The organism is Variovorax sp. Root411 (assembly GCF_001425205.1).
GTDB lineage: Bacteria > Pseudomonadota > Gammaproteobacteria > Burkholderiales > Burkholderiaceae_C > Variovorax.
This window is the reverse complement of sequence record NZ_LMDW01000001.1, coordinates 276,103-293,318: the sequence shown is the minus strand read 5'-3', so window position 1 is coordinate 293,318 and position 17,216 is coordinate 276,103. Positions and strand designations below refer to the sequence as shown.

The window sequence follows — 17,216 nt, the reverse complement described above, 5'->3', positions numbered from 1 at the left end:
TCATCTTGCAACCTCCAGCGGCGTCTGCTCGCCCGCCATCAGGTCGATGAACACGTCTTCGAGATCGGCCTTGCGCATTTCCACGTCTTCCACCGCGACGCCGGCTTCGCGGATCGCGGCCAGCAGTTGTTCGACTTCATGGGCGTTCTGCGCCGGCAGCTGCACGATGCGCCCGGTGATGCGTGCATGCTGGGCGATGGCCCAAGGCAGCATGGCGTCGGTCTTGAAGCGCAGCACGTTGCTCGCGGCCGATTTCAGCAGTTCGCTGGTGCGGTCGAGCGCAATCACCTTGCCGAGCTTGAGCATCGCGATGCGGCTGCACAGCGCCTCGGCCTCTTCGAGGTAGTGGGTGGTGAGCAGCACGGTACTGCCCTGCTTGTTGAGCCGGGCGACGAACTGCCAGAGCGTTTGGCGCAGCTCGACGTCGACGCCGGCCGTGGGCTCGTCGAGCACGATCACCGGCGGCTTGTGCACCAGCGCCTGCGCCACCAGCACGCGGCGCTTCATGCCACCCGAAAGCTGGCGCATGTTGGCGCTGGCCTTGTCGGCGAGGCCCAGGCTGTGCAGCAGCTCGTCGATCCAGTCGTCGTTGTTCTTGATGCCGAAGTAGCCCGACTGGATGCGCAACGATTCGCGCACGTTGAAGAAGGGGTCGAACACCAGCTCCTGCGGCACGATGCCGAGCTGGCGGCGCGCCTCGGCGTAATCGCGCTGCACGTCGAAGCCGTGGACGCTGATGGCGCCGGCCGTGGGGCGCGAAAGCCCCGCGAGCATGCTGATGAGGGTGGTCTTGCCCGCGCCGTTCGGGCCGAGCAGGCCGAAGAACTCGCCCGGCTCGATCTGGAAGCTGACCTCGTCGACGGCCTTCAGCCCTTGCTTGCCTTGGGCTTTTTGCTGTCTGGAGGGGGGGTAGGTCTTGGAGACCGATTGGAATGAGATCGCGGGCATGAGAGCCGGCGATTTTAAGGGGCTGCTACTTTTTCAGGGCGCGGCCGGCAAAAGGCCCGCAATGCCATACAGCGCAGCCAGTTCGCGCAGCCGGGGCGACAGGCCCTTGACCGAGAAGCCCCGGCCCAGCGCGCTCGACTCGCGACGGCATTCGAGCAGCACGGCCAGTGCCGACGAGTCGAACTGGGCCAGCGCCGTCGCGTCGACCACGGTGGACGACGAATCGACCTGGCCCTTCAGCCCCTGCTGCAGCATGCGCATGCAGGCGGGGGCCTCGTCGTGGGTGAGTCGGGTCGGCAGGACCAGCATCGTGCGCTCCGGTCAGCTCTTGCCGTTGCCCTTGTTGCGCGCGGCCAGTGCGGCGATCAGGCCGTCGACGCCGCTCTTGTTGATTTCCTGCGCGAACTGGGTGCGGTAGGTGTCGACCAGCCAGACGCCCAGCACATTCAGGTTGTAGACCTTCCAGCCGGCGCCCTGGCCGGGGGTCTTCTCGAGGCGGTAGTCGAGCTGGACCGGATCCCCGCGGCCCTTGACCTCGGTGCGCACCAGCACGTCCTTGTCGTCGGGCGAGCCGCGGAACGGACGGATGGTGACGCTCTGGTCGGTCACCTGGTCGAGCGCGCCGGCATAGGTGCGCACCAGCAGGGTCTTGAATTCGTCCTGCAGGCGCTTCTGCTGCTCGGGCGTCGCCGTGCGCCAGGCCGGGCCGACGGCCGAGGCCGTCATGCGCTGGAAGTTGACGTTGGGCATGATCTTGCTGTCGACCAACAGCATGATCTTGTTGACGTCGCCCGACTTGATGGACGAGTCGGCCTTGATCGTCTCGAGCACGTCGGTCGAGAGGCGCTTGACGAGCGCATCGGGCGCTTCGTCGGCGGCGCGGGCGGGCTGGACGAATGCGAAAGCGGCACCGAACAGCAGGGCACCGGCCAGCACCAGGCGGCCGAGATCGCGACGTTGCAAGGTCTTGTTGTTCATTGAGGGTCCCTCATTCAAGTTTGAAAATCCACAGGCATCCGGAAAAGCCGGCTGCTGAGACAGGAACGGATTCGAGGCCCATGGGGCCGACCGGGTTCCTGTCGGGGAGGTGAAGCCTTGCAACCGGATGCAAGCGGCCTCCCCTTCATGCTCCCCGGCTTACTTGTCGCTGCCGTCGCCGCCGTCGCTGCCGCCGCCATCGTTGGGCGGATTGCCGTCGTAGACCTGGCTGCGGCGGCGCTGCAGGAACGCATCGCGCGTGAACGAATACTTGTCGAGCGCCGCGTCGCCGAGCAGGCGGCCGGCGCGCAGGTATTGCGAGCGCTTGTCGACGACGCGCAGCACCGTCAGCGAATTGCGCCATGGGATGTCGTCCACATGGCCCACCGGGTCGCCATACATGTCGAGCGGCTTGGCCGCGGTGTCGCGCAGCGTCGAGGGGCCCAGCAGCGGCAGCACGACATACGGGCCGGCGCCGACGCCCCAGTAGCCCAGGGTCTGGCCGAAGTCTTCCTCGTGGCGGGGAATGCCCGCCTCGGTCGCAACGTCCAGCAGGCCGCCGAGGCCGAAGAAGGTGTTGACGTTCAGCCGCATGAAGGTCTCGGCGCTGTTCTGCAGCTTGAGCTGGGCCACGTTGTTGGCCAGGCTCCAGACATCGCCGATGTTGGAGAAGAAGTTGTTCACGCCGGTGCGCACCATCGAGGGCAGCGCCTTCTGGTAGACCGTGGCCACGGGGACGAGCACCGCGTCGTCGACGGTGTCGTTGAAGCGCGAGACGCCGCGGTTGAACGGTTCGAAGGGGTCGGCCGGATTGGCGTTGGGTCCGGTGGCGCAACCGGCCGCCAGTGCGAAGACGGCTGCTGCGCCCATCCAGCGCGCATGGCTTGCTACGTTATTCATAGCAACAGAAAAAGGGGCTCGTGTTTTCATTTCTTATTGGCTGTTCCGGGCGTCGAAGAATTGCCTTCGGCCGCCTTGCTGTACAGGAACTGGCTGATCAGGTTTTCCAGCACCACGGCCGATTGGGTCGAAGTGATGGTGTCGCCGGCCTGCAGTGCCTTCTCCTCGGCGCCCGCCTCGATCCCGATGTACTGCTCGCCGAGCAGGCCACTGGTCAGGATCTTGAGCGAGCTGTCCTTGGGAAAACTGTAACGGTTTTGCAAAGCCAGCGTCACGTCGGCCTGAAAGGACTTGTCGTTGAAGGCGATTGATTCCACACGGCCAACCACGACCCCCGCGCTCTTGACCGCGGTTTGCGGCTTGAGCCCGCCGATGTTGTCGAAGCGCGCGGTAACCGCATAGGTCTTCTGGAAATTCAGGCTCAGCAGGTTGGCCGACTGCAGCGCGAGGAAGAGCAGCGCCGCCGCGCCGATCAGCACGAACAGGCCGACCCAGATGTCGTTGTTGGAACGTTGCATGGTTTGATCTCTGTCTAGAACGATGGAGGCCGAGCCTCTTTAGATACTGAACATCATGGCGGTGAGCAGGAAGTCGAGCCCCAGCACCGCCAGCGATGCCGTGACCACGGTCTTCGTGGTCGCGCGCGACACGCCTTCGGGCGTGGGCTGGGCTTCGTAGCCCTGCAGCAGCGCGATGAAGGTCACGGTGAAGCCGAAGACGATGCTCTTGATGACGCCATTGCCGACGTCGCGCCACACGTCGACGCCGCCCTGCATCTGGCCCCAGAACGCGCCCGGGTCCACGCCCAGCATCAGCACGCCCACCACGTAGCCGCCCATGATGCCGACCGCGCTGAACACGGCCGCCAGCAGCGGCATGGTGATGACGCCGGCCCAGAAGCGCGGCGCGAGGATGCGTTGCACCGGATCGACCGCCATCATCTCCATGGCGCTCAATTGCTCGTCGGCCTTCATGAGGCCGATCTCCGCGGTAAGCGACGTACCGGCGCGTCCGGTGAAGAGCAGGGCCGCCACCACGGGCCCGAGCTCGCGCACGAGACTCAGCGTGACCAGCAGGCCGAGCGCTTCGGAAGAGCCGTAGCGCTGCAGCGCGTAATACATCTGCAGCCCCAGCACGAAGCCGACGAACAGCCCCGACACGCCGATGATCGCGAGCGAGTAGTTGCCCAGGAAATGGATCTGGTCGCGCACCAGCCCGAAGCGGCGCATGATCTGCGCGCCCGGGCCGACCAGGCGCATGAAAAGCTTCGCGCCATAGCCCAGGTTGGCCAAATGGCGGCGCACCGCGAAGCCGAGGTCGGCTGGTTTCCACCAGGTCATGAACGCCCTCCTTCCACATTGCCGAAGTCGTCTTCGATGCTGACGCCGGGGTAGTGGAAGTGCACCGGCCCGTCGGGCAGCGCATTGACGAACTGATGGACCAGCGGATCGTCGCTCTCGCGCACTTCGTCGGGCGTGCCCTGCGCGGCAATGCCGCCGTTGGCCAGGATGATCACGTGGTCGGCGATGCGGAAGGTTTCCTCGAGGTCGTGCGACACGATGATGCTGGTGAGTCCGAGCGTGTCGTTGAGCTGGCGGATCAGCCGCGCTGCCGTGCCGAGCGAGATCGGATCGAGGCCGGCGAAGGGTTCGTCGTACATCACGAGGTCGGGGTCGAGCGCGATCGCGCGCGCCAGCGCCACGCGCCGCGCCATGCCGCCCGACACCTCGCTGGGCATCAGGTCGCGCGCACCGCGCAGGCCGACGGCATCGAGCTTCATGAGCACGATGTCGCGCACCAGCGCTTCGGACAACTGGGTGTGCTCGCGCAGCGGGAAGGCCACGTTGTCGAACACGCTCATGTCGGTGAACAACGCGCCGAACTGGAACAGCATGCCCATGCGGCGCCGTGCTGCATAGAGCGCCTTGGCGTCGAACCTGACGACGTCCTGACCATCGAAGAGCACCTCGCCGCGCTGCGCCTTCTGCTGTCCGCCAATCAGGCGCAGCACGGTGGTCTTGCCGCCGCCCGATGCGCCCATCAGGGCCGTGACCTTGCCGCGCGGCACGGTGAAGGAAACGCCGTCGAGAATGGCACGCGCGCCGTAGCCGAACGTGACGTCGCGGAACTCTACGAAGGGATGTTGTGGCGGTGCGGCGGGGTCCATCTCAATAAAAAAGCCGGGCGCCCTTTCAGGCATCCCGGCATGCGGTTTCTGGCGGATGATACCGGGGACAAACCCGACCCCGCGAAACTGAAACAAAAATCAGCGTGGCAAGTCGCTGAATCCCATCAAAAATTCATCGACCGAGCGGGCAGCCTGGCGGCCCTCGCGGATCGCCCAGACCACCAGCGACTGTCCGCGGCGGATGTCGCCGGCAGCGAACACCTTCGGCACGTTGGTGGCATAGCCGCCGATGAAGTCGACCGTCGCCTTGGCGTTGCCGCGTGCGTCCTTCTCGACACCGAAGGCGTCGAGCACGGTGGCCACGGGGCTGATGAAGCCCATGGCGAGCAGCACGAGGTCGGCCTTCAGCACCTGCTCGCTGCCGGCCACTTCCTGCATCCTGCCGTCCTTCCACTCGACGCGAACGGTCTTCAGGCCGGTGACCTTCCCCTTCTCGCCGATGAACTCCTTGGTGGAGATTGCGAATTCGCGTTCGCAGCCTTCTTCATGGCTGGAACTGGTGCGCAGCTTGATCGGCCAGTAGGGCCAGGTCAGCGGGCGGTTTTCTTCCTCGGGCGGCTGCGGCATCAGCTCGAACTGCGTGACGCTCGCGGCGCCATGGCGGTTGCTGGTGCCCACACAGTCGGAGCCGGTGTCGCCGCCGCCGATGACGATGACGTGCTTGCCGTCGGCGCGCAGCTGGCCCTTGACCTTGTCGCCCGCGTTGACGCGGTTCTGCTGCGGCAGGAACTCCATCGCGAAATGGATGCCGTCGAGGTCGCGGCCGGGCACCGGCAGGTCGCGCGATTGCTCGGCACCGCCGGTGAGCACCACGGCGTCGAACTCTTTCTGCAGCTGCTCGGGCGTGACGATTTCCTTGGCGAGATTCGTGACCTTGGAGCCCTTGCCCAGCGGATCCTTCGCGGCGCCGACCATCACGCCGGTGCGGAAGGTCACGCCTTCGGCCTTCATCTGCTCGACACGGCGGTCGATATGCGACTTCTCCATCTTGAAGTCGGGGATGCCGTAGCGCAGCAGGCCGCCGATGCGGTCGTTCTTCTCGAACAGCGTCACGTCGTGGCCGACGCGCGCGAGCTGCTGGGCGGCCGCCATGCCGGCCGGGCCCGAACCCACCACCGCCACCTTCTTGCCGGTCTTGTGCTTGGCGGCGCGCGGCGCCACCCAGCCTTCGTCCCAGGCGCGGTCGATGATCGCGTGTTCCAGCGACTTGATGCCGACCGCGTCGTCGTTCACGTTGAGCACGCAGGCCGCCTCGCAGGGCGCGGGGCAGATGCGGCCGGTGAACTCGGGGAAGTTGTTGGTCGAGTCGAGCACCGCGAAGGCGTTTTGCCAGTCGTTGCGGTACACGAGGTCGTTGAAGTCCGGAATGATGTTATTGACCGGGCAGCCGCTGTTGCAGAACGGCGTGCCGCAGTCCATGCAGCGCGCGCCCTGCACCTTGGCCTGTTCGGTGTTCAGGCCGACGACGAATTCCTTGTAGTGCTTGACGCGCTCGTCGACGGGCTTGTAGCCCTCCTCGACGCGCTCATGCTCCATGAAGCCGGTGATCTTTCCCATCGTGCTTTCCTTTGTTCTCTGTACTCGTGGGCGCTCAGACCGAAGCCGGGGCCGTTTGCGGTGCGGATGCTGCCAGCGCATGCGGCTCGAGGCCGATGTGCGCGTTGTTGCCGCTGCTCGTGAGCTCGACCTTGCGGTCGTGCAGTTCGGCGAGCGCGCGCTTGTATTCGTTCGGGAACACCTTCACGAACTTCGTGCGCGACACCGACCAGTTGTCGAGCAGCTCGCGCGCGCGCTTGCTGCCGGTCCAGCGGTGGTGCTCTTCGAGCAGCTTCTTCAGCTGCGCTTCGTCGGTCACGCCGCCATGCCAGATCTTGCGATGCACGCTGGCGGTCTGCTCGGCGGAGGTCAGCACCTTGTCGAGCGAGACCATCGAGAGGTTGCAGCGCGTGGCGAACTGGCCGTCCTCGTCGTAGACGAAGGCCACGCCGCCGCTCATGCCGGCCGCGAAGTTGCGGCCCGTCTTGCCGAGCACGGCCACCGTTCCGCCGGTCATGTATTCGCAGCCGTGGTCGCCGGTGCCTTCGATGACCGCCGTGGCGCCCGACAGGCGCACCGCGAATCGTTCGCCGGCCACGCCGCACAGGTAGGCCTCGCCGGTGGTCGCGCCGTACAGCGCCGTATTGCCGACGATGGTGTTGCGCACGGCTTCACCGCGGAACTCGAGGCTGGGGCGCACCACCACACGGCCGCCGGAGAGGCCCTTGCCCGTGTAGTCGTTGGCGTCGCCGATGAGGTACAGCGTGATGCCGCGCGCCAGGAAGGCGCCGAACGACTGGCCGCCCGTGCCTTCGAGCTGGATGCGGATCGAGTCGTCGGGCAGGCCCTGCGGATGCACCTTGGTCAGCGCGCCCGAGAGCATTGCACCCACCGAGCGGTTGACGTTGCGCGCCACCTCGATGAACTGCACCTTCTCGCCCTTGTCGATGGCGGGACGCGACTTCTCGATGAGCTTCACGTCGAGCGCACGTTCGAGGCCGTGGTCCTGGTTCTCGACATGGAAGCGCGCCACGTCGGCCGGCACGTTCGGCAGTGCGAACAGGCGGCTGAAGTCGAGGCCCGAGGCCTTCCAGTGCTCGATGCCCTTGCGCATGTCGAGCAGGTCGGCGCGGCCGATCAGGTCGTCGAACTTGCGGATGCCCAGCTGGGCCATGATCTGGCGCACTTCTTCAGCAACGAAGAAGAAGTAGTTGACGACGTGCTCGGGCTTGCCCGAGAACTTCTTGCGCAGCGTCGGGTCTTGCGTGGCCACGCCCACCGGGCAGGTGTTCAGGTGGCACTTGCGCATCATGATGCAGCCCTCGACCACCAGCGGCGCGGTCGCAAAGCCGAACTCGTCGGCGCCCAGCAGCGCGCCGATGGCGACGTCGCGGCCAGTCTTCATCTGGCCGTCGGCCTGCACGCGGATGCGGCTGCGCAGGCGGTTGAGCACCAGCGTCTGCTGCGTTTCGGCCAGGCCGATTTCCCACGGGCTGCCCGCATGCTTGATCGACGACCAGGGCGACGCACCCGTGCCGCCGTCATGGCCGGCGATCACGACGTGGTCGCTCTTGCACTTGGCCACGCCGGCCGCGATGGTGCCGACGCCGATTTCGCTCACCAGCTTCACGCTGATGCTCGCGTGCGGCGCGGTGTTCTTCAGGTCGTGGATGAGCTGGGCCAGGTCTTCGATCGAGTAGATGTCGTGGTGCGGCGGCGGGCTGATGAGGCCCACGCCCGGCACGGCATAGCGCTGCTTGCCGATGTACTCGGTGACCTTGCCGCCCGGCAGTTGGCCGCCCTCGCCCGGCTTGGCGCCCTGGGCCATCTTGATCTGGATCTGGTCGGCCGAATGCAGGTACTCGGCGGTGACGCCGAAGCGGCCCGACGCGACCTGCTTGATGCGCGAACGCAGCGAGTCGCCGTCCGCGAGCGGCAGGTCGACCTCGACGTTGGCCGCGCCGATCACGCTCTTGAGCGTGTCGCCCTGCTTGATCGGGATGCCCTTGAGTTCGTTGCGGTAGCGCGCCGGGTCTTCACCGCCCTCGCCCGTGTTGCTCTTGCCGCCGATGCGGTTCATGGCAATCGCGAGCGTGGCGTGAGCCTCGGTGCTGATCGAGCCGAGCGACATCGCGCCGGTGGCGAACCGCTTGACGATCTCGGCAGCCGATTCGACCTCGTCCACCGGAATCGCCTTGGCCGGATCGATCTTGAACTCGAACAGGCCGCGCAGCGTGAGGTGGCGGCGGTTCTGGTCGTTGATGAGCTGCGCGTATTCCTTGTACGTGTTCCAGTTGTTGGCGCGCGTGCTGTGCTGCAGCTTGGCGATGGCGTCGGGCGTCCACATGTGCTCTTCGCCGCGCGTGCGCCAGGCGTATTCGCCGCCTGCGTCGAGCATGTGGGCCAACACCGGATCGTCGCCGAAGGCGGCCTTGTGCATGCGAATGGCTTCCTCGGCGATCTCGAACACGCCGATGCCTTCCACGCGGCTGGCGGTGCCGGTGAAGTACTTGTTCACCGTCTCGCTGTTCAGGCCGATGGCCTCGAACAGCTGCGCGCCGCAGTAGCTCATGTAGGTGCTGACACCCATCTTCGACATGATCTTCGACAGACCCTTGCCGATGGCCTTGACGTAGTTGTAGACCGCCTTCTCGGCGCTCAGCTCGCCCGGCATGTCGGCGTGCATGGCCGCCAGGGTTTCCATGGCGAGGTACGGGTGCACGGCTTCAGCGCCGTAGCCCGCCAGCACGCCGAAGTGGTGCACTTCGCGCGCCGAACCGGTCTCGACCACGAGGCCGGCCGTGGTGCGCAGGCCTTCGCGCACGAGGTACTGGTGCACGGCCGACAGGGCCAGCACGGCGGGGATGGCCACCTGCGTCGGGCTCACGCCGCGGTCGCTGATGATCAGGATGTTGTGGCCGCCCTTGATGGCGTCGACGGCTTCTGCGCACAGCGAGGCCAGCTTGGCCTCGACACCTTCATCGCCCCAGGCGAGCGGGTAGGTGATGTCGAGCGCGTAGCTCTTGAACTTGCCCTGCGTGTACTTGCCGATGTCGCGCAGCTTCGCCATGTCGGCGAAGTCGAGGATCGGCTGGCTCACTTCGAGCCGCATCGGCGGGTTGACCTGGTTGATGTCCAGCAGGTTGGGCTTGGGGCCGATGAAGGACACCAGCGACATCACGATCGCTTCGCGGATCGGGTCGATCGGCGGGTTGGTCACCTGCGCGAACAGCTGCTTGAAGTAGTTGTAGAGCGGCTTGTTTTTGTTGGAGAGCACGGCCAGCGGGCTGTCGTTGCCCATGGAGCCGATGCCTTCCTCGCCGGCCTGCGCCATCGGGCTCATCAGGAACTTGATGTCTTCCTGCGTGTAGCCGAAGGCCTGCTGGCGGTCGAGCAATGCAACTTGCGACAGCGGAGCGGAGACGGGCTCGGCCTTGACGCTGTCGAGCTTGATGCGCAGGTTCTCGATCCACTGCTTGTAGGGCTTGCTGTTGGCGAGGGTGGCCTTGACCTCCTCGTCGTCGATCATGCGGCCCTGCTCCAGGTCGATCAGGAACATCTTGCCGGGCTGCAGGCGCCACTTGCGCACGATCTTCTGCTCGGGCACGGGCAGCACGCCCGATTCGGACGCCATGATGACCAGGTCGTCGTCGGTCACGCAGTAGCGCGAGGGGCGCAGGCCGTTGCGGTCGAGCGTGGCGCCGATCTGGCGGCCGTCGGTGAACACGATCGATGCAGGGCCGTCCCACGGCTCGAGCATGGCGGCGTGGTATTCATAGAACGCGCGGCGGCGCGGGTCCATGGTGGCGTGCTGTTCCCAGGGCTCGGGAATCATCATCATCACGGCCTGGCTGATGGGGTAGCCGGCCATCGTCAGCAGTTCGAGGCAGTTGTCGAAGGTGGCGGTGTCGGACTGGTTCGCGAAGCTGATCGGATAGAGCTTTTGCAGGTCGGCGCCCAGCACCGGCGACGACATCACGCCTTCGCGCGCCTTCATCCAGTTGTAGTTGCCCTTGACCGTGTTGATTTCGCCGTTGTGGGCAACGTAGCGGTACGGGTGGGCCAGCGGCCACTCGGGGAAGGTGTTGGTGGAAAAGCGCTGGTGCACCAGACCCAGGGCCGAGATGCAGCGCTTGTCCTGCAGGTCGAGGTAGTAGGTGCCCACCTGATCTGCCAGCAGCAGGCCCTTGTAGACCACGGTGCGGCTCGACATGCTGGGAACGTAGTATTCCTTGCTGTGCTTGAGCTTCAGGCGCTGGATGTTGGCGCTGGCGGTCTTGCGGATCACGTAGAGCTTGCGTTCCAGCGCGTCCTGCACGATCACGTCGTTGCCGCGGCCGATGAAGACCTGGCGCAGCAGCGGTTCCTTTTCGCGCACGGTGGGCGACATGGGCATGTCGCGGTTGACCGGCACGTCGCGCCAGCCCAGCAGCACCTGGCCTTCGGCCTTGATAGCGCGTTCCATTTCCTGCTCGCAGGCTTCGCGCGAGGCGTGCTCCTTCGGCAGGAAGATCATGCCGACGCCGTACTCGCCGGGCGGGGGCAGCGTGACGCCCTGCTTCGCCATTTCTTCGCGGTACAGGTGGTCGGGCAGCTGGATCAGGATGCCGGCGCCGTCGCCCATCAGCTTGTCAGCGCCCACTGCGCCGCGATGGTCGAGGTTCTCGAGGATCTTCAGGCCCTGCAGCACGATGGCGTGGCTCTTCTCGCCCTTGATGTGGGCCACGAAGCCGACGCCGCAGGCATCGTGCTCGTCGGCACCGGAATACAGACCGTGTTCTTGGAGATGTTTGATCTCGGCAGCCGTCGTCATGGCGCGCTCCTTCAGTTTTCGCAGGGAAATGGAGCATATTGCGATGCACAAAGAATGCCAAACACTTTAATGGGGGTCAGATTCCTATTAAATCTTGAGTTATCTTGTCAGAATTAAATTAGGGACATATTAAAAGAAGGAGCAAAAGAGCCAGTTCGGCAGCCGGCCGGTGCCGCTTTTTCAGTTCAGGATGAAGAGTTCGATGGCGGCCGGCCGGCCTTGGCTTTGACCACCCGGCGGTCGGTGGACTTCTGCAGGCTGTCGAGAAAGTCGTCGTCGCCCGCGGCCCAGCCCCGCAATGTGGCCTCGGTCAGTGCGCTCTGGTCGGCCGCACGCACCCCGCCACGCACCAGCTCGACGTACGCGGCCTCCCGCGCGAAAGGCGTGTTGCCAAGTTCCCAATACAGCGGATGCGGGGTCAGCAGCCGGTCGTGCCGCAGTCCGGCGTAGTGGCCATGGCTGGACCAGGGGAAGTCGCGCGCATCGGCCACCATGCCCGCGCGAACCGGGTTGAGGTCGATGTAGGCCATGCAGGTCAGCAGGTAGCGGTCGGTCTGGATGAGAGTGGACCGGTAGCGGCCCTCCCACAGCGTGCCGCTGCGGCCATGCCGGTCGTTGAAGTAGCGCACGTAGCTTCGGCCCACCGATTGCATGAACTGGGGCAGGCCGGTGGGGCTGTCGGGTGTGGCCAACAGGTGGAAGTGGTTGTCCATCAGCACGTAGGCGTGCAGTGCGATGCCGAAGCGCGTGGCGTTCTCGGCCAGCAGTGCGAGCAGCTTCTCGTGGTCCGCGCGGTCCATAAAGATCGGCTGGCGGTTGTTGCCGCGCTGGATCACGTGGTGCGGCATGCCGGCCAGCGTAAGGCGGGGAAGCCGGGCCATGGGGTGAGCGCTGGCGTTCAGGCGAGGCGAAAGCGCGTATCGCCCAGCGCGTCGAGCCCGAACTGGCCTAGCAGCTCGCGCAACCGCGTGGCCGCGCTCGCCTTGCGCTGCCCGGTGTAGCGCGCCAGGATCAGCTCGTTCTTCATGCTGTGCTCCCAGCCGACCAGCTCGGTCACCGTGACGCTGTAGCCGTTGGCTTCGAGATACAGGCAGCGCAGCACGTTGGTGAGCTGGCTGCCGATTTCGCGCGTGTGCAGCGGATGGCGCCACAACTCGGCCAGCGGCGTGCGCGACAGCGACAGCGCCTTGGTTTCGCGCAGGCAGGCGGCCACTTCAGCCTGGCAGCAGGGCACGAGCACCATGCAGCGCGCTTTCTTGGCCAGTCCGAAGGCGATGGCGTCGTCGGTGGCGGTGTCGCAGGCATGCAGCGCGGTGACCACGTCGATCTGCGCCGGCAATTCGCTCGCCTGCGCCGATTCGGCCACGGTGAGGTTCAGGAAGGACATGCGCTCGAAGCCCAGGCGCTGCGCCAGCGCGCGCGAGCGCTCGACCAGTTCGCCGCGCGTCTCGATGCCGTAGACGTGGCCGCTGCCCTGCCGAGCCCGGAAGAACAGGTCGTAGATGATGAAGCCGAGGTACGACTTGCCCGCGCCATGGTCGGCCAGCGTGGCGCCCGCGCCCTCTTCGGGCAACTCGCGCAGCAGTTGCTCGATGAACTGGAACAGGTGGTAGACCTGCTTGAGCTTGCGCCGCGAGTCCTGGTTGAGCCGGCCCTCGCGGGTCAGGATGTGCAGTTCCTTGAGCAGTTCGATGGATTGGCCGGGGCGCAGCGCGTCGGCCAGCTCCGCATCGGCCTTGGCGGCCTTGTTCGTTTTCACGGTTCTTGTCGCGTTGTTCGTGTTAATGGCTTGGCGCTTCCGGGGCCGATGTCGAGCGCCGCCCAGCCTTCGGGGCCCAGCGCTTCGAGCGTGTCGATGTTGCGTTCGAAGATGGCCTCGGCCTCGGGGAACGCCTTGACCGCGCGGCTCACGCTGTCTTCGCGCAGCAGGTGCAGCGTGGGGTACGGCGCGCGGTTGGTGGCATTGCCGATGTCGTCGGCATCAGTGCCGGCGAACTGGAAGCGCGGATGAAAGCTCGCCAGCTGGAACACACCGTCGAAACCGGCGCGCGCAAGCCGGCGTTCGGCACGCGCAGTGAAGTCGTTGAAGTCCAGAAAGTCGGCCAAGGTGTTCGGTGCAATGAGCAGGGTGGTGTCGCGCACGGCGGCGTCGAGTGCGGCGAGGTCTTTCGCTTCGGCAAGAAGCGCGTCCATCAGGTCGGCCTCCTCGGCCGGCTCGTACACGGCGTAGTGGACCTGCGCCTTCACGTGCACGGCCTTTGCGAACGGGCACAGGTTGAGGCCGATCACCGCGCGTTCGAGCCAGCGCCGCGTGTCGGCTTCGGCCTGGGCAGATGCGATTGTCGCCGGGTGGGTCATGCCATCTCCGCCGCAGGGCGAATCCGCCCCAGGCGCCGCGCGATCGCCATGCCGACCAGCGAGCAGGCCAGCGTGGCGGTCCAGGTCCAGTGCCAGCCGCCAACGCGGTGAGCCATCCACGCTACGGCCGGCGGGGCCAGGAACTGGCCGAGCGAGGACGCCTGCTGCATGAGGCCGACCGTCGTCGAAACGGTGGTGGGCCCGGGCGCCAGCCGCACGCCCAGCAGGAACAGCGTGGCCGGCACCATGCCGCCGCCGAGCGAGAACGCGCACACGGCGATGTAGCGCAGCGCGGGCGGCAGGCCCAGGGCGTCTGCACCCTGCCCTGCCTGCGCGAAGGCGGCAACGCCCCCGAGCGCCATCGTCAGGAAACCGAGTTGCAGCAGTCGCTCCGGCGCCACGCCGCGCTGCAGCCAGCGGCCGCCTGCAATGTTGCCGACGATGTTCATGGCGGCTGCGAGCGCGGTGAGCACCGCGTTCCAGGCGGCCGGTACACCCGCGCCGGCATAGATGGCGGGCAAGAAGCCGATCACGGCCATCCACTGCGACGAGTACACGGCGAAGGTCAGCGCGATAAGCCAGGGCGCGCGTGCGCCGACCGTGGCACGCAGGCGCGACGACCAGCCGCCGGAGGCCTGGCCCACCGCGGCCGGGCGAAGCCGGTCGCCAGGCACCGCCAGCCACAGCCAGAGCGCGGCTCCGGCCGACACGATCGACAGTGCCCACCACCAATCCGCCCATCCGCCCCAGGCGATCAATGCAGGGCCCAGCAGCAGCGCAAGAGCCACACCGAGCGGCATGTAGGCGCCCCAGAGGCCCAGCGCCGCCTTGTCCGCACCCGGCGGGGTCAGGGCGCGGATCAGCCCCGGCCCCGGCATGACCGTCAGCAGGAAACCGATGCCTTCGACGGCACGCAGCAGGAGCAGCCATTGCACGGCGTGCGTTCCGCCGATGATGCCGACCATGCCGCCCAGCAGGCTGGCGACCGTCAGCACCGCCAGCCCCGTCAGCATGCTGCGGCGCAGGCCGATGGCGTCCGACGCGAGCCCGGCCAGCAGCCCCAGGGTCATGCTCGCGACCTGCACCAGCGACAGCAGGAAGCCCGCCTCGACCAGGCCGATGCCGAGCGAGGCCTGCAGCGCCGGCACGGCCGGAGGCAGCTTGCCCAGGTGCAACGCCGCGCTGACGCCGCCCAGCAGGACGGCCAGGGCAGCAGCGGGAACACGCGGCCGTGCTGCGAAGGGACTCACGCGATGCCCCGGCGCCCCGTGAGCCGCTCGTGTTCGCGCATGGCGAAACGATCGGTCATGCCGGCGATGTAGTCGGCAACGGCACGGTGCCGGTCGTGGCGCTCGGCATAGGAAGCAGGCATTTCGGCGCTGCGCTCGAGATAGGCCTCGAACAGCTCCTGCACCACGTCGCGCGCCTGGTCGGTGGTCTGGGCGACCTGGGGATGCCGGTAGAGGTTGCGGAAAAGAAAGCGCTTGAGGTCTTCCGACTGGGCCTGCATGGCTGCGCTGAACGCGACGACCGGCGGCGCCTTGCGTACCGCGTCGGCATCGGCCGGCGCGAGGACTTCGAGCGCCGCGCGGGTCGCGTCGATCACGTCGTAGACCTGCGCGCTCAGCATGCGCCGGATGGTCTCGTAGAGCACGCGGCGGCCCTGCAGCTGCGGGTGCTCGGCGAGCGCCTCGCGGCGGTAGCGCTCGAACAACTCGACCTCGGACAACTGCTCGACGCCGATGAGCCCCGAGCGCACGCCATCGTCGATGTCATGGGCGTTGTAGGCGATGGCGTCGGCAAGGTTGCACAGCTGCGCCTCCAGCCCCGGCTGCGTGCGGTCGAGGAAACGCCGGGCCACGCCGTGCGGTTCGGCCGCCTCCAGGCGTTCGGCGTTCGCGCGCGAGCAGTGCTTGAGGATGCCCTCGCGGGTCTCGAAGCTGAGGTTCAGGCCGTCGTACTGCGGATAGCGGTGCTCCAGCGCATCGACCACGCGCAGGCTCTGCAGGTTGTGCTCGAAGCCGCCGTGCGCGCTCATGCACTCGTTGAGCGCGTCCTGGCCGGCGTGGCCGAAGGGCGTGTGGCCCAGGTCATGCGCCAGGGCAATCGCCTCGACAAGGTCTTCGTTGATGCGCAGGGCGCGCGCGATCGAACGGCCGAGCTGGGCGACTTCCAGCGAGTGCGTGAGCCGGGTGCGGAACAGGTCGCCCTCGTGGTTCAGGAACACCTGCGTCTTGTAGACCAGCCGGCGAAAGGCCGTGGAATGCACGATGCGGTCGCGGTCGCGCTGGAAGGCGTCGCGCGTGGGCGCGGGCGGCTCGGCATGCCGGCGGCCGCGCGACCGCGCGGGCAGGCAGGCATAGGCCGCGAGGCTCATTGCGCCGCGCAGCACTGCGCGAGCACTTCGCGCACCAGCGCGTCGGGCGCGCTGCGGACCACGGCGGAGCCGGGCCGGTCAATCACCACGAAGCGGATCTCGCCGGCTTCCGATTTCTTGTCGACGCGCATCAGCTCCAGGTAGCGCTCGGCGCCCAGCGCGGGGCCGACGGTCGGCAGGCCGGCGCGTTCGATCAAGCGCGTGAGCCGCTCGACGAAGGCCGCATCGACCCCGCCGAGCCGCTGCGACAGCCGTGCCGCCATGACCATGCCGCAGCCGACGGCCTCGCCGTGCAGCCATTCGCCATAGCCGAGGCCCGATTCGATCGCGTGGCCGAAGGTGTGGCCGAAATTGAGGATTGCGCGCAGGCCGGTTTCGCGCTCGTCCTGCCCGACCACCAGCGCCTTGATCTCGCAGCTGCGCTTGACGGCGTGGGCCAGCGCGGCCGGCTCCCGCGCGACGAGGGCGTCGATGTTGGCTTCGATCCAGTCGAGGAACGCCATGTCGTGGATCGGGCCGTACTTGATGACTTCGGCCAGTCCGGCGCTGAGTTCGCGCGGCGGCAGGGTCTGCAGCGTGGCCAGGTCGCAGACCACCAGTTGCGGCTGGTAGAACGCGCCGATCATGTTCTTGCCGAGCGGATGGTTGATGGCCGTCTTGCCGCCGACCGAGGAATCGACCTGCGCCAGCAGCGTGGTCGGCACCTGCACGAAAGGCACGCCGCGCATGTAGCTCGCGGCGGCAAAGCCGGTCATGTCGCCCACCACGCCGCCGCCCAGGGCGAACAGCACGGTCTTGCGGTCGCTGCCGTGGCCCAGCAGGTCGTCGAAGATCAGGTTCAGCGTCTGCAGGTTCTTGTGCACCTCGCCGTCGGGCAGCTCCAGCAGGTGGACCGTGCGGAAACGGCCCGCCAGAGCCGTCTGCAGCGCCTTGGCATAAAGCGGTGCCACCGTGGTGTTGCTGACGATCAGGGCCGTGGCCGCAGCGGGCGTGGCGGCAAAGCTACGGGGATCGTCCAGCAGGCCGGCACCGATCAGAATCGGGTAGCTGCGGTCGCCGAGCTGGATGTCGACGCGTTCGGGCGGGGCGGAAAGTACGGGCAGGGACATGGGCAGCGA

The 17,216-nt window shown here is 66.9% G+C and carries 15 protein-coding genes; all 15 read right to left on the bottom strand.

Annotation, left to right across the window (positions count from 1 at the left end):
- Positions 1-948 (bottom strand): ABC transporter ATP-binding protein, encoded by a 948-nt coding sequence (locus tag ASC92_RS01260; protein WP_056509522.1) that lies wholly within the window; start codon positions 946-948, stop codon positions 1-3.
- Positions 949-981: 33 nt separating this feature from the next.
- The gene (locus ASC92_RS01255) at positions 982-1,257 is read right to left on the bottom strand and encodes a lipid asymmetry maintenance protein MlaB (RefSeq protein ID WP_007835246.1); all 276 of its coding nucleotides are present in this window, start codon (positions 1,255-1,257) and stop codon (positions 982-984) included.
- A 12-nt stretch (positions 1,258-1,269) separates the two neighbouring features.
- Entirely contained in the window at positions 1,270-1,926 is a 657-nt protein-coding gene (locus ASC92_RS01250) for a phospholipid-binding protein MlaC (protein WP_056509518.1), read from the bottom strand.
- Positions 1,927-2,085: 159 nt separating this feature from the next.
- Complete coding sequence (locus tag ASC92_RS01245; protein ID WP_200935929.1) at positions 2,086-2,826, bottom strand: VacJ family lipoprotein; 741 nt, start codon at positions 2,824-2,826, stop codon at positions 2,086-2,088.
- A gap of 26 nt (positions 2,827-2,852) precedes the next feature.
- The gene (gene mlaD / locus ASC92_RS01240; protein ID WP_007835243.1) at positions 2,853-3,344 is read right to left on the bottom strand and encodes an outer membrane lipid asymmetry maintenance protein MlaD; all 492 of its coding nucleotides are present in this window, start codon (positions 3,342-3,344) and stop codon (positions 2,853-2,855) included.
- Between the two features lie 39 nt (positions 3,345-3,383).
- A complete protein-coding gene (mlaE, locus tag ASC92_RS01235; RefSeq protein WP_056509513.1) occupies positions 3,384-4,166 on the bottom strand; it encodes a lipid asymmetry maintenance ABC transporter permease subunit MlaE in 783 nt (260 codons plus the stop codon).
- Complete coding sequence (locus ASC92_RS01230) at positions 4,163-5,026, bottom strand: ABC transporter ATP-binding protein (protein ID WP_056509509.1); 864 nt, start codon at positions 5,024-5,026, stop codon at positions 4,163-4,165. Before ASC92_RS01230 ends, mlaE begins: the two co-directional genes overlap by 4 nt.
- Before the next feature lie 66 nt (positions 5,027-5,092).
- A complete protein-coding gene (locus tag ASC92_RS01225) occupies positions 5,093-6,571 on the bottom strand; it encodes a glutamate synthase subunit beta (RefSeq protein ID WP_056509506.1) in 1,479 nt (492 codons plus the stop codon).
- A gap of 34 nt (positions 6,572-6,605) precedes the next feature.
- Positions 6,606-11,363, bottom strand: a complete 4,758-nt coding sequence (locus ASC92_RS01220; RefSeq protein WP_056509504.1) for a glutamate synthase-related protein — start codon at positions 11,361-11,363, stop codon at positions 6,606-6,608.
- A 185-nt stretch (positions 11,364-11,548) separates the two neighbouring features.
- Positions 11,549-12,244, bottom strand: a complete 696-nt coding sequence (locus ASC92_RS01215) for a transposase (RefSeq protein WP_056509502.1) — start codon at positions 12,242-12,244, stop codon at positions 11,549-11,551.
- 17 nt (positions 12,245-12,261) lie between these two features.
- Positions 12,262-13,122 (bottom strand): class I SAM-dependent methyltransferase, encoded by an 861-nt coding sequence (locus tag ASC92_RS01210; RefSeq protein ID WP_414820384.1) that lies wholly within the window; start codon positions 13,120-13,122, stop codon positions 12,262-12,264.
- Positions 13,119-13,721: a DUF1415 domain-containing protein gene (locus tag ASC92_RS01205; protein ID WP_056509495.1), complete on the bottom strand. Its 603-nt coding sequence runs from the start codon at positions 13,719-13,721 to the stop codon at positions 13,119-13,121. Before ASC92_RS01205 ends, ASC92_RS01210 begins: the two co-directional genes overlap by 4 nt.
- Positions 13,718-14,971, bottom strand: coding sequence for a CynX/NimT family MFS transporter (locus tag ASC92_RS01200; protein ID WP_056509493.1), 1,254 nt, complete (start codon positions 14,969-14,971; stop codon positions 13,718-13,720). The genes ASC92_RS01205 and ASC92_RS01200 overlap by 4 nt, the downstream gene beginning before the upstream one ends.
- Complete coding sequence (locus tag ASC92_RS01195) at positions 14,968-16,098, bottom strand: deoxyguanosinetriphosphate triphosphohydrolase (protein WP_056511731.1); 1,131 nt, start codon at positions 16,096-16,098, stop codon at positions 14,968-14,970. The genes ASC92_RS01200 and ASC92_RS01195 overlap by 4 nt, the downstream gene beginning before the upstream one ends.
- Positions 16,095-17,207: a 3-dehydroquinate synthase gene (gene aroB / locus ASC92_RS01190; protein WP_200935928.1), complete on the bottom strand. Its 1,113-nt coding sequence runs from the start codon at positions 17,205-17,207 to the stop codon at positions 16,095-16,097. Before aroB ends, ASC92_RS01195 begins: the two co-directional genes overlap by 4 nt.
- Between the last annotated feature and the right edge of the window lie 9 nt (positions 17,208-17,216).

Bases quoted from the DNA above. Each gene is read 5' to 3' on its own strand.
- ASC92_RS01260 (WP_056509522.1), bottom strand. From the start codon at position 948: ATGCCCGCGATCTCATTCCAATCGGTCTCCAAGACCTACCCCCCCTCC.
- ASC92_RS01255 (WP_007835246.1), bottom strand. From the start codon at position 1,257: ATGCTGGTCCTGCCGACCCGACTCACCCACGACGAGGCCCCCGCCTGC.
- ASC92_RS01250 (WP_056509518.1), bottom strand. From the start codon at position 1,926: ATGAACAACAAGACCTTGCAACGTCGCGATCTCGGCCGCCTGGTGCTG.
- ASC92_RS01245 (WP_200935929.1), bottom strand. From the start codon at position 2,826: ATGAATAACGTAGCAAGCCATGCGCGCTGGATGGGCGCAGCAGCCGTC.
- mlaD (WP_007835243.1), bottom strand. From the start codon at position 3,344: ATGCAACGTTCCAACAACGACATCTGGGTCGGCCTGTTCGTGCTGATC.
- mlaE (WP_056509513.1), bottom strand. From the start codon at position 4,166: ATGACCTGGTGGAAACCAGCCGACCTCGGCTTCGCGGTGCGCCGCCAT.
- ASC92_RS01230 (WP_056509509.1), bottom strand. From the start codon at position 5,026: ATGCCTGAAAGGGCGCCCGGCTTTTTTATTGAGATGGACCCCGCCGCA.
- ASC92_RS01225 (WP_056509506.1), bottom strand. From the start codon at position 6,571: ATGGGAAAGATCACCGGCTTCATGGAGCATGAGCGCGTCGAGGAGGGC.
- ASC92_RS01220 (WP_056509504.1), bottom strand. From the start codon at position 11,363: ATGACGACGGCTGCCGAGATCAAACATCTCCAAGAACACGGTCTGTAT.
- ASC92_RS01215 (WP_056509502.1), bottom strand. From the start codon at position 12,244: ATGGCCCGGCTTCCCCGCCTTACGCTGGCCGGCATGCCGCACCACGTG.
- ASC92_RS01205 (WP_056509495.1), bottom strand. From the start codon at position 13,721: ATGACCCACCCGGCGACAATCGCATCTGCCCAGGCCGAAGCCGACACG.
- ASC92_RS01195 (WP_056511731.1), bottom strand. From the start codon at position 16,098: ATGAGCCTCGCGGCCTATGCCTGCCTGCCCGCGCGGTCGCGCGGCCGC.
- aroB (WP_200935928.1), bottom strand. From the start codon at position 17,207: ATGTCCCTGCCCGTACTTTCCGCCCCGCCCGAACGCGTCGACATCCAG.